Raw genomic sequence first — 14,324 nt, forward strand, 5'->3', positions numbered from 1 at the left:
TTTTTTAACCTACGTTGATTTCTGCCTACAGGGAATTACTTGTATTTAAAAAGCCTAATAATACCAAATGCTATAAAATTGGTCTAAAAACCGTAAAAATAATGTTATGAAATCAGGCAATCTATTAAACCTTTTGTCCTTTGTAAAGTCATATTTAATTAAATAACTTATTTTAGTAGCCGTTCTTGGTAAAAAGACCCTAATAAAATAGCCCTAACTAAAAAAATGCACCTGCTAAATTACAAACTGCATATCCTCCTGTTTCTGTTCCTATTTTCGGGATATTTTGGTTTTTCCCAACTAAGTAAAACACATTTTATACCACCTTTAACAAGTTCTTCTTTTGGTAATGCAAATCCAGATGATCAATATATTTATTTATCTACAACCAGTAAAGCTGATGTTGCTTATACCATAATACCTATAGGCATGCCATCATCTAGTAACATAACAGGTACCGTATCAAATACCAATACTCAAGAAATTCCAATAGGCTCAGGAAACAGTCAATTATTTATTGCTTCAACAGAAAGCAGTACAGTGGTAGGTAACAAGGGCTATATTATTGAGGCCGATGCGCCAATCTATGTATCTGTTAGAATGAATGCTGGTGGAAGTGCCCAGGCTGGTGCTTTAGTGAGTAAGGGTATTTCAGCTCTGGGAAACACATTCAGGGTAGGAAGTTTTACCAATCAAAACCCACAAAGTAATTATTTGAATTTTGTTTCAGTGATGGCCTCTGAGGACAATACTAGTATTACATTCGATAACCTTCCAGCTGGGTTAATCATAAAAAACTACACAGGAACCACACCGGTAACTTCAACTTTAAATAAGGGTGAAAGTTACACTATAGCCACCAATAGTTTTGATTCGGTTATAAATCAAGATGGACTAATAGGTACCCTTATCACTTCAGATAAACCTATCGCAGTTAATTGTGGTTCAGCAAATGGTAGTTTTGGAAGTGGTGGAGGCCGCGACTACGGTATAGACCAAATAGTAGGCCTATCAAAAGTTGGAAAAGAATATATTTTTGTTAGAGGTGATGGCGATAATGAATGGGAGAACGTTCTACTTGTTCCTCACACAACAGGAACCACGATAAAAATTAATGGAGGCCCTGCAACCCCAATTTCGTTTCCTTATACTGTAATTGAAGGCAATCAATTTAACACAAACGGCAATCTTTATATAGAAACCTCTGAACCTGTTTTCGCTTATCAAGGGGTTGGAGGCTTAGGAAATAATGGTTCTCCAAGCGAAGCCAATCAAGGTATGTTTTTTGTACCTCCTCTAAGTTGTGAAACAAGGGGTAATCTTGATAACATAGCCAACATTAACAATATTGGTAATACCAATTACCAAGGCGGAATTTCAATAGTAACTAAAGTAGGTGCCACAATTACCATTAATAACAACCCCATTAATACAACACCAAGTGCTGTTGATGGAAAACCTGATTATGTTACTTACAAGATAAAAGGTTTAAATGGTAATATTTCTGTTCAAAGCTCGGACGAATTGTATTGTGCCTATTTCAATTATAATGGCGCTGCCACTTCAGGTAGTTTTTATTCGGGCTTCCCATCAGCTCCTGAGATTAGTTTTGACCCACAGTTTGAAACCTTAGGTAATTGTATTCCTAATATCACTTTAGAAGCGGCAAATGCAGAAAACTTTGACAGTTTTAAGTGGTTATTTGATGATGGTTCTGGATCAGGTTTTATTGATTTAATGATAAATATTCCGGAATTTTCGCCTTCAATTCCCGGTAAATATAAATTAGTGGGTATTATCACCTGTACCGGTGAAGAGCTTGAATCAATAGAAATTCCTGTTAGTATTTGTCCTGATGATCGCGATAATGATGGTATTATTGACAATTTAGATATTGATAATGATAATGACGGTATCCTGAATTGTACAGAATCTAAAGGAGATGTAGTTATGGACTTATCCAACACAAGACCTCCTAGACTTATATTTCAAGATGGTTCGATTAATTCAACTATAGCCACAGACAATATTGTTATAAACCGAACAACCCCAGGCAATAGCTCAATTAGACTAACGGCTACCGGAAATATTATAAGTACCATTCCTCCAGACACAAACGGAGAGAATAGCTATGACATGACATTTACTGAATCCGTTAATATAAAATTATCTGAAGACACCGCTTACATTCATACTTCGGTTTCAAATGAAGTCTTCATATTCAAAGTTTTACCGGTAAACAAAAACATCACTTTAGTTGATCCAGACAATAGATTACTGGTTGACTCTAATTTTGACGGCCTTTTTGAAACGGGTGTTACTCAGATATCTGGATCAGAAATTCATTTCAAATACAATCCGAATCCTAATGGCAATACACCCTATGAATTTCGAGCAAATCAGGTTGATGGATTTCAATTTATTCACAACCTTCAAAATACTTTAGATACATCAAATTTTCAGACTCAAATGGCTTTGACTTGTTTTAAAAACGATAATGACCTTGATGGGATAAAAGATTCTTTTGACTTGGATAGTGATAATGATGGTATTCCTGATATTTTAGAAGGCGAAGGGCAAGTTTTAACATTAAGCGGCATTGACGCCAATAATGATGGCCTTGATGATCAATTTGAACCAATTAAAGTTCCTTTAGACAGCGATATCGATGGTGTTTTTGATTTTTACGATCTGGACAGTGACAATGATGGTATTTATGACTTAGAAGAATCTGGTAGTGCACTCAATGACACAAATCTAGATGGTATCATTGACAATATTAATGCGACTATTGGCGTCAATGGTTGGGATGATAATGCAGAAAGTGCTCCTGACAGCAACCTAATAGGTTTTGAGGTTAGTGATACAGATTCTGATAAATCCTTTAATTATTACGATTCTGATAGTGATGGCGATAGCTGTAGCGATGTTATTGAAGCTGGTTTCTCAGATGGAAATAACAATGACTTTTTGGGCGATTTACCACCAACGGTAAATGAAAATGGCGTAGTTAATAATGCAAATGATGGCTATATCACACCTAATGGTGCCTATTTAGACTATGCACCACTCTCCATAACATTACAACCCACTAATACCCAAATATGTTTGTTCGCTTCAGGTATGATGTTTGTGGACTCTCCCGAGGCTGAAACATTTCAATGGGAATTCAGTGTGGATGGAACAAATTGGACTCCTATTTCAGATGACTTGATATATAGTGGTTCTCAAACAAATACTTTAAATTTCACTAATATTCCATCAAGCATTGATAAATATTTATATCGCGTAAAACTTGATAGAATTGGGAACACATGCGGGCTATATTCTGATGTAATTGAATTGACTATCTATCCTTTACCCAGTGTAAATATCCCAAGTATATATACACAGTGCGATGACGTATCAAATGATGGTCAAGCATTTTTCAACTTAACATTAAATACTATTAAAGAAGAAATTAACCCAAATTACAGTGCTGAAAATTTAGTTTTCACTTATTACGAATCTGAAAATGAAGCTGAATTGGACACGAATAGAATCGCCAATCCTGAAGCCTATCAGAATAGTTTAGGGTCCGCTATTGAAACGGTTTGGATTCGGATTGAAAATCCTAATAACTGTTTTAGCGTGGTATCTTTAAACCTTCAAGTTAGTCCTTCCAGTACTGCCTTAGAAGCCTACACACCAGACGCCTTCTACCGTTGTGATGACGGCGCAAATGTAAGGGATGGCATTTCAACATTTGATTTCTCAGAAATTCAAACCTATATCAAGGATGTTATTTTTGCGTCATTCACGGTTTCCGTTCAATTTTATGAGAGCCAGTCAGACGCCGAACTTGAAATTAATCAAATACCAGACATAACTAATCATCAAAACACCAACTCTCCAAATAACCAAGATATCTGGGTTCGTGTAAAAAGTGATGCCGGGAACGATTGTCTTGGGCTCAAAGTGTTCCCTAACTTACTCATTGTGGAACAATTACCGGTTGCAAATTCAGTAACCATAGACAGTCAATGTGATTATGATTTAACTGATGATATCCTTTCTTTTCCTTTCGATACTGCTGAAATCGAAAATAATATACTAGCTGGTCAGGACTCTAATGCCGTAATTATAACATATTTTGATGCTACCGGAGTCATGTTACCAAGTCCATTACCAAACCCATATTTGAGTACCAATCAAACCATAAATGTTCGCGTTACCAATGCAATAACCTCAGCTACTAATGGACCCTGTTATGATGAAACAACATTAACGTTTACGGTACATGAACAAGCTATAGCAAACCCAATTATCGATCAAATAGCTTGTGATGGCTCCGCTGGAGATATTGATGATGATGGTTATTATCCATTTGACACATCCAATTTCACAAATACCATTTTAGGATCTCAATCAAACATGGCTATTTACTATGACTATATAGATGAAAATGGCACCTTACAAGTTAAACAGTCCAGCCTACCAAATCCGTTGATTTCAAAAAGTCAAGTTATTAAGGCTGAAGTTATAAACCCAATTAATAATGGTTGTTCTGATTTTACAGAAATCACTTTAACGGTAAACCCATTACCAGTCTTCTCGGTTGAGACGCCAAGACTAGTTTGTTCATCTGACCCAAACTTTTCTATTGTTCTTGAACCATTTGAAGAGAACACATCTGAAACATTTCAGTATAAATGGTTTTGGACAAGTTTAGATGAATCAACAAAAAATGAGTTTATTTCAAATGACCGTAGAATTACAGTTTCTAAACCTGGTACTTATAGCATCGTATTAACAAAAACAGACGGTACCGGTTGTTCTAGTAGTCAAGAAATATTTGTTGATGCCTCAGAATTGGCTACAATCACAGCTGATGATGTCACCATTAATGACCTGTCAGAAAATAACACGGTTACCATAGATACCACAAACTTAGGTTCTGGAAACTATCAATATGCTTTAAAATCTGAGGATTCAAACTTCATTACTTATCAAAATGATCCAGCTTTTTACAATGTGATTCCAGGCTTCTATTCCATTTATGTTAAGGATGACATTTGCGGCACAGCAACCTTAGATATTGCTGTAATTGGTCATGACAAATTTTTTACGCCAAACGGCGATGGTTATAATGATTACTGGAAAATAGAAGGGCTGTCATCAACAAGTCAACCCAATAGTGTGATTTTAATCTATGACCGCTATGGTAAATTGTTAAAACAACTCACGATAAACTCTAATGGTTGGGATGGTACATTTAATGGGGCAAAGCTTCCTTCAGATGATTATTGGTTTAGAGTAATGTTGGAAGATGGTAGAGAATTTTCAGGTCATTTTACCTTAAAACGGTAATTTACACCCCTAAAAAAACCGTTTTATCGTAAATATCTGATTTAGTTCTATCTCGCCGTGATATTCTTCATTTTTTTAAATAAATTTACTCCCTCTCTTAGTTTATCTTATGCGCATGTTTTGCTAAGATTAATGAAAATTACCATAAGCATGAAAACTATTTTTTCACTAACCTTATTGCTTGGCTTATTAGTTAACTTTACAACTAATGCGCAACAAATTACTACGGATAGTTCGGCTTCTTTGGAAAGTCTTATATCTAATAATCTAGCAGAAGGTTGTGTTGAAATCACCAATATAACTTCTTCTGTTAATGGTAGCAGTAGTAACATAGAAAGCTATGGTTATTTTGAAAAAGGCGCATCAAATTTCCCTTTTGAAAATGGCATTGTACTTTCAACAGGTAACGTGAATTCAGCTGGAAATGTGGTTAACACGGAAATTTTAGCTGAAGGCGATGATAATTGGAAAACCGATACAGACCTTGAAGACGCCCTAAACATATCAAATACAATAAATGCAACCTCCGTAGAGTTTGATTTTGTATCCTTCTCTAATCAAATTCAATTTAACTATCTCTTAGCCTCAGAAGAATACTATCAAAACAACCCTTGTGAATACTCTGATGGATTTGCATTCTTAATCAGAGAAGCAGGCAGTTCAGATCCTTACCAAAATATTGCTCTTATTCCAGGAACTAATACCCCTGTAAACACAAAAACGATTCATGAAAATATTGTGGGTTTTTGTCCTGCTGAAAATGAAGCTTATTTTGACAGATTAAATTCTGGTGACACCAACTTTAATGGAAGAACAAAGGTACTCACTGCTAATGCTGCAATCACACCAAATGTAAAATATCATATTAAACTAGTCATCGCTGATCAAACCGACTACAAGTTTGATTCCGCCGTTTTTATTGAAGGTAATAGTTTTAATGCGTCTGTAGATTTAGGTCCAGATATTTCAACCTGTGCTACAACAGTTGACTTAGATGCTAATATTAATAACAACCAGGCAACCTATAGTTGGTTTTTAAACGATGTCCTAATTCCCGGTGCAACTGACCCTGAATATAAGGTAGAAGCCTCTGGGCGTTATACTGTACAAATTACAATCCAGGTAAATAGCACCTCTTGTATTATTACAGATGATATTGAAATCACGCTAGAAGGAGAACAAGTTTCTACAGGAATTCAAGATTATATTCTTTGCGATGACAAAAGCAATGACGGCATAGAAACGTTTGATTTTAATACTAAAAACGATGAAATTAGGTTTTCTGTCCCTAGTGGTAATTACGTGATTTCATACCATACTTCTAATAATGATGCCGTAAATAAAACAAACAGCTTACCGCCTGCATACGAGAATAAAGCAAATCCAGAAACCATTCATGTAAGAATTGAAGATATTGACAATGGCTGTCTTGCGTTCTCAACATTTAACTTAATGGTAAATGAAGTTCCAGATGTTACAGCTCCTGAACCTTTAATTGTTTGTGAAGATCTTGATAATGATGGATTTGTTATTATTGACTTAACACAGGCGGATGATGGGATTACAAATAATGATAGCACGCTTCAAGTGACCTACCATTATTCGCAGGAAGATGCGGATAGTGGTTTTTACCCTATCTATCCCCCATACCAAAACACAAACCCAACAGACACTCTATTTGTGAGAGTATACAATCCTTTCACTGGCTGTCATAACACAACGACCATAGAGGTGACGGTAAAACCAAATCCAAAAATCAACATAGAAGATCCCCATTGGATTAATGCCTGTGAAGAAAACTCAGATGGCTTTGCTGTTTTTGATTTAACTACTGTTTTGGGCAGTATCTTAAATGGTGTTACTGATGCCGGTACCACATTTCATTTAAATGAAGAAGATGCTATGTCCGGTCTTAATAAGATAGAGAACGTTACAGATTATGAAAATGTAAACATAAACACGCAAATAATTTATGTTAGAGTGGAAGATGCCGAAACAGGTTGCTATTCAATTACCACTGTTCAGCTCACAACAAACTTAGTACAAAATGGTAATGATTATGACCGATATTCAGTTTGTGATGATATATCTAACGACGGCATTGAAGATTTTAACCTCTTAGAAATTGAGGAGGACATAATAAGAGAATATGGCGCCAATTTAGAGGTGATTTTTTATAGAAGTCAAGAAGATTTAGATGCCGAAATCAATCCTTTGAACAAAGCTATTCCTTTAACAGTTAACACAAGCCCAACGACCATTTACACTCAGGTTGTGGATGATTTATGTATAGTAAATTTACTAATAGATTTAGTAATAAATCCTGCATTAGAGCTACCAGACATAAATAGTTTGGACTACTGTGATACCGATACTGATGGTTTTACGTCTATAGTCCTTGAAACCTTTAATGCAGAACTAACTCAAGGCATATCTCCGGTAACCATCAATTACTATTTATCTGAAACAGATGCGCTGAATGACGAAAACAGATTACCTGAAACGTATTTTAATGATGAGAATCCAAAAGAAATCTTTATTAGAGTTACTAACCCTCAAAGTGGTTGTGTCGCTGTTAAGCCCATTCAACTTAATATAATTACTGCTCCGGCAGTAAATTTTCCGGATCCAATAATTATTTGTGATGATGATCAAGATGCTTTTTCTATTATTGATTTAACTCAAATAGTACCAGATATTGTTTCAGATACGTCCAATTTAGAAATCTCTTATTTCGATGATTACGGAAAAGCGTTTAACAATCAAAACCCTATTGATACTCCTGAGTCATTTAATGCCACCAATCAAAATATTTATTTTAGAGTAGAAAGCACAACCACATCTTGTTTTAACATTTCAACTGTTTTTGTTAATGTAAATACGCTTCCCGTATTTCCAGATATTAGCACTTTTGAAAACTGTGAATCAGATGGAAATGAAATAACCGATTTTTATTTTTATACTAAAGATACCGAAATTCTTAATGGACAATCTGGAAAACAGGTGCTTTACTTTGAAACCGAGCAAGACGCCATTAACAGAACAAATGAAATTGATAAGTTTAATGCCTATGAAAACAAATCAAACCCTCAAGATATCTTCGTTAGGGTTGAAAGTATATCTGACCAAGATTGCTATGGTACTTCTTCATTTGATTTAGAAGTAGGTTCTATTCCGCTATTTAATGAGCCTGAAGATTTTCGAGTTTGCGACGACATTTCAAATGATGCCATAGAAATATTTGACCTTAATTCTAGAATTGAAGCTATGAAGGCAGGCATCAATGATAATTTAACCATAACACTTCATACCAGTAGTTTTGATGCAGAAAACGGATTTAATGAAATAGATCCGGTTTTCTCTAATACGGTCAATCCCCAACAAATTTATGCTAGAATTACAAATGGTACCTATTGTCATGGTACCACCTCATTTGCCCTTAGCGTGGTTCAAGTTCCAAATACCACAGAACCTTCACCATTAAGAGTCTGCGATACTGATTATGATGGTTTAGCTACTTTTGACTTAACCCTATCTGAGCTGCAAATTTTGGATCTAAGACAAAATAATCTAGAAATAACATATCATACGTCACAAACCGGAGTAGATAACCATACAGAAATTATTACTGATCCTGAGAATTTCAATAACCTAGCAAATCCTTCGCAAGTATTTATTAAAATCAACAATGTCATATCAGATTGTTATGTAAGCCTACCTATTGATCTTGTTGTCGATTTACCGCCACCTATTATAAGATTTGACACCTATGAAATATGTGATAACCCCAGTCGTTATTTCGACCTTAACACCATTAATTCTGAAATATCCGATAATGATTCTGACGCAATAATTTCATATTATTCGAATGATACAGATGCAGAAAATGGTACTAATGCAATAAGTACAGATTATAATTATGTAACCACTAACGACACCATTTTCCTAAGAATAGAGTCTGCAAGTAGAGGTTGTCATTATGTATATCCTTTTCAACTTAAAATCAACCCTTTACCTATTGCCAATCAACCAAACGATCTTGAAATATGTGATGATTCAACTGCTGATGGCTTTGAGTTCGTAAACCTAGCTTCTGTGAATAACAGCATTTTAGGAGGGCAAAACCCCGTTGACTTTACGGTATCCTATTATGATAACTTGGCTTCTGCTAATTCTGCTATTTCTAGCTTATCAAGTAATTTCAACACCCAAAATGGCCAAACAATATACGCTAGAATAGAAAATAATGTAACGGGCTGCTATAGCACCACACAATTTAACACCATTGTTCACCTCTACCCTAATAATGTAGACCCGCTTGTACAGTGTGATGTTGATTATGATGAAACTGTTGTATTTGATATTTCTACAAACGAAGCTGCATTATTTGCCATACCTTCAGATAACATTATTGTTTCGTTTTATGACAATTTAGATGACATCGATAACGACGCAGCAGCCATTTCAAATCCAACCAATTATACCAATTTATCACAACCTCAGAATGTATATATTAAAGTTTTTAATATCTCGGCTAATTGCTATAACATAATAAGTCAAGAACTTATTGTAACATCACCTCCCGAAATCATAAGGTTTAACACCTATGAAATTTGTGATAACCCGACCAAATACTTTAATTTAAGCACCATAGACAATATCATTGTTAACAATGACTCTGATGCACTAATAAGTTATTATAGTACTGCGTTAAATGCAGAAAATGGCATTGATGCATTAGGTTTTGATTACAACTACACAACCACAAGTGACACTATATATATTAGAATTGAATCTCGTTCAAGAGGTTGTCATTATGTATATCCCTTCCAACTCATTATAAACCCATTACCAATCGCGATCACACCAAATAATATGGAAGCCTGTGATGATGATTATGATAATAGTTATGAATTTGATTTGACACAGCAGAATAGTCAAATTATTGGCAATCAAAACGCTAATGACTTTGAAATCTCTTATTTCTTAGACGAAAACAACGCCAATGGATTAATAAATAAACTGAATGATTTTCACACGGTAAATACGGATGCACAGATATATGCCCGAATAGAAAATAAAGTTACAGGGTGTTACAGTCTTACCAATTTCTTAGTTTTCGTTAGAAGAAAACCAGTAAATAATATTGAAGATCAGGTAATCTGTCTCGACAATTTCCCATTGCAAGTAAATGTAGACACAGGCTTTCCAACAGATACTTATCTGTGGTTACCAGGTGGGCAAACCACGCCGGAAATAGATATTACAGAAATTGGAGATTACAACCTAACCGTTACCTCAGCTTTTGGATGTGTTACTTCGAAATCATTTAATGTTATCGAGTCAGAACAAGCGACAATTGAATTTGAGGAAACCGTAGATTTTTCAGACCCTAATAACATCACCATTACAATTAGTGGTATTGGAGATTACTTATATCAAATAGATGATGAAGAACCACAACGTTCCAATTTCTTTGATAATGTTAGATTGGGATTACGAAAAATTACAATCATAGATTTAAATGGCTGCAGCTCAGTAACTAAAGATGTCATGGTTTTTGACACGCCCAAATACTTTACGCCCAATAACGATGGCTATAATGATACTTGGCATATTACGGGGGTTGACCAACTTAATGGAACACTTATTTATATTTATAACCGTCAGGGTAAATTGCTAAAAACACTACCTCACACGTCCATTGGTTGGGATGGCACTTATAATGGCGCCAATATGCCTGCAGATGATTACTGGTTTAATGCTGACATTAATTATAAAGGAGAACGTCTAAATCTTCAAGGACACTTTGCTTTGAAACGATAGCATAACTATTTTGCTTAATTTTGCCATATGCAATTTAAAATAGAATCCGAATTCAAACCTACAGGTGACCAACCTGAAGCTATAAAACAATTAGTACATGGTATTTCATCTAATGAAAAGTATCAAACCTTACTAGGAGTAACAGGGTCAGGGAAAACATTTACGGTTGCCAATGTCATTGAAGAAGTGCAAAGGCCAACCTTAGTTTTAGCTCATAACAAAACGCTTGCTGCACAATTATACTCTGAGTTTAAACAGTTCTTCCCTAACAATGCTGTGGAATACTTTGTGTCTTATTATGATTACTACCAACCAGAAGCTTACATTCCTGTTACTGGCGTTTTTATAGAAAAGGATTTATCTATAAATGAGGAAATTGAGAAAATGCGCTTGAGCGCAACCTCTTCCCTACTTTCTGGACGCAGAGATGTGTTAGTAGTAGCATCCGTTTCCTGTATTTATGGTATTGGAAACCCTATTGAATTTCAAAAAAGTGTGATCTCCTTGAAACGCGACCAAGTCATTTCAAGAACAAAATTACTTCATCAATTGGTGCAAAGTCTTTACTCTAGAACTGAAGCCGATTTTAGACATGGTAATTTTAGAATAAAAGGAGATACTGTTGATATTTTTCCGAGTTATGCAGATGACGCATTTAGGATTCATTTTTTTGGCGATGAAATTGAAGATATTGAGTCATTCAATATTCAAACAAATCAAGTGGTTGAAAAATATGATCAACTCACTATATACCCGGCAAACATGTTTGTCACATCGCCTGATGTGCTCCAAAACGCAATCACTGCCATTCAAGATGATTTGGTGAAACAACACGATTATTTTAAAGAAATTGGCAAACATCTAGAGGCCAAACGTCTTAAAGAACGTACAGAATTTGACCTTGAAATGATTCGGGAACTTGGTTACTGCTCAGGTATTGAAAATTACTCACGTTATTTAGATCAAAGATTACCCGGAACAAGACCCTTCTGCTTATTAGACTATTTCCCAGATGATTATTTAATGGTAGTTGATGAAAGTCATGTCACCATTTCTCAAGTACACGCCATGTATGGTGGTGACCGCAGTAGAAAAGAAAACTTAGTAGAATATGGATTTAGATTACCGGCTGCAATGGATAACAGGCCTCTTAAATTTGAAGAATTTGAGGCCATTCAAAGGCAAGTGATTTATGTAAGTGCTACCCCTGCAGATTACGAACTACAAAAAACAGATGGTGTTTACGTAGAACAAGTGATAAGACCAACAGGCTTATTAGACCCAATAATTGAGGTTCGACCAAGCTTGAATCAAATCGATGATCTCATTGAAGAAATCCAGCAGCGTATTGAAAAAGATGAACGCACATTGGTAACGACCCTAACCAAACGTATGGCAGAAGAGCTTACTAAATACCTTGATCGTATTCAAATAAGATGTCGCTATATACACAGTGATGTAGATACGTTGGAACGTGTTGAAATTATGCAGGATTTACGTAAAGGACTATTTGATGTTTTAGTTGGTGTTAATTTACTTCGTGAAGGTTTAGACTTACCTGAGGTATCCTTAGTTGCTATTCTGGATGCAGATAAAGAAGGCTTTCTGCGCTCGGCGCGTTCTTTGACACAAACCGTAGGCCGCGCTGCTAGAAACCTAAACGGTAAAGCCATAATGTATGCTGACAAAGTAACAAAAAGTATGCAGAAAACCATTGACGAAACCGCATACAGAAGAGAAAAACAAATAGCCTATAACACAGAAAATAATTTAAAACCTCAGGCCTTAAATAAGAATTTAGATAACGTTCTGACTAAAAACTCTGTAAGTACATACAGTTATGAACTCGAAGCTGCCAAGGCTGCTGAACCAGAAAGTTTGTATTTGAGTAAGCCTGAACTTGAAAATAAGATTCGCGAAAAAAGAAAGCTTATGGAACAGGCTGCAAAAGCACTAGATTTTATCGTTGCAGCTAAACTCCGTGATGAGATTAAAAGTTATCAGGATAAACTAGAAAAGCTAAAAGTGTAACTTTTAGCTTTTCTTTTCCCAAAAAGTGGGCAACATGATACTCCCACCTATCTTTGCTATTAATTATATTGGGTTTTAAAAATATCTATTAATACATCTGGTGGTACAATTTTATTAGGAAAGCTTTCCATTAAATAGAGTACCTTGGTAATAGATTCATGACTCAGCCCCATTCTTAATCCAAAATTGTATAATTTTATAACGCTCTTAGAGTTATTGTCTTCATTAGATTCCTGCTCTATATTCATTAAAAGAACTAGTCTATGAAACTGTACAATACGCTCACTATGAGATTTTAAATGGGTATAAGTTACAGGGTGATTAATTAAATATTCAAAATCAGTACGCGTAATCTCTAGCTGTCTAGCGACACCTAATAAAAAATTATACTCCATATTTCTTATATCTTTGTCATGTTTTGCAAAAGCTATCATTTCAGACAAAAGACTTAATTTTTCTACTCTATTAACCATTACTTAGTGATTTCTTATTAATAATATAAAGTTACACAGAAGAGCCTTTTAATAATCCCTGATTATTCGTCACTTATCGAAAACAAGGACGTATTTAATCGTGATTTTGTTATACTTTATCAACCCTTCTATTTTTTTATCCTAAAAAACAGCACTTCATCTTTTGTAACCTTCTAGGATAACCGCGTAAAAAAACACCTGTAAAGTATTACAATACAGGTAATTAACAATTATTTTCGCAGCAAAATTCGTACGTTTTTTAGATTTAATAATTAAAGTATCTTTACACATTCAACAAAACGCCAATTAGCATGGTTACTCTAGAAGAAATCGATGAAATGCATCAGCTAAAGGCTTTAGAATTGCCACCCTATGACAAATAATGATATTCTAAAAAAATTACGCGTTGCTTTAAAACTTCGTGACGATGATATTGTAAAAATTTTAGCTCTTGTAGATTTTAGAATATCTAAAAGTGAACTTGGTGCTTTTTTCCGAAGAGAAGATCACCCAAAATATGTAGAATGTGGGGATCAAATTCTAAGAAATTTTTTGAATGGCTTAGTTATTCATATGCGAGGTCCTATGCCTCCCAAACAAAAATCGACTCCCAAAGGAGAAGGTAGAAAACAAAAAAAAGAGTAA

General features: G+C 35.0%; 5 protein-coding genes. 4 read left to right on the forward strand and 1 reads right to left on the reverse strand.

The features are described from left to right. The first annotated feature begins 225 nt into the window (after window positions 1–225). The 3 genes from IE051_RS06260 (at window position 226) to uvrB (ending at window position 13,206) form a co-directional block, all read left to right on the forward strand. Window positions 226–5,349 carry an FIDD domain-containing protein gene (locus IE051_RS06260; protein ID WP_189359938.1) on the forward strand — a complete coding sequence of 1,708 codons (5,124 nt, stop codon included), beginning with the start codon at window positions 226–228 and terminating at the stop codon, window positions 5,347–5,349. Window positions 5,350–5,499: 150 nt separating this feature from the next. Next, entirely contained in the window at window positions 5,500–11,175 is a 5,676-nt protein-coding gene (locus IE051_RS06265; protein ID WP_189359939.1) for a T9SS type B sorting domain-containing protein, read from the forward strand. 27 nt (window positions 11,176–11,202) lie between these two features. Then, entirely contained in the window at window positions 11,203–13,206 is a 2,004-nt protein-coding gene (uvrB, locus tag IE051_RS06270) for an excinuclease ABC subunit UvrB (RefSeq protein ID WP_189359940.1), read from the forward strand. A gap of 59 nt (window positions 13,207–13,265) precedes the next feature. Here uvrB and IE051_RS06275 read toward each other — a convergent pair whose 3' ends face one another. Further along, window positions 13,266–13,679 carry a TerB family tellurite resistance protein gene (locus tag IE051_RS06275; RefSeq protein WP_189359941.1) on the reverse strand — a complete coding sequence of 138 codons (414 nt, stop codon included), beginning with the start codon at window positions 13,677–13,679 and terminating at the stop codon, window positions 13,266–13,268. 372 nt (window positions 13,680–14,051) lie between these two features. Here IE051_RS06275 and IE051_RS06280 point away from each other — a divergent pair, with 372 nt between their 5' ends. Then, entirely contained in the window at window positions 14,052–14,324 is a 273-nt protein-coding gene (locus IE051_RS06280; protein ID WP_189359942.1) for a DUF1456 family protein, read from the forward strand.

It is taken from the genome of Algibacter mikhailovii, assembly GCF_014651495.1.
Classification (GTDB): domain Bacteria; phylum Bacteroidota; class Bacteroidia; order Flavobacteriales; family Flavobacteriaceae; genus Algibacter_E; species Algibacter_E mikhailovii.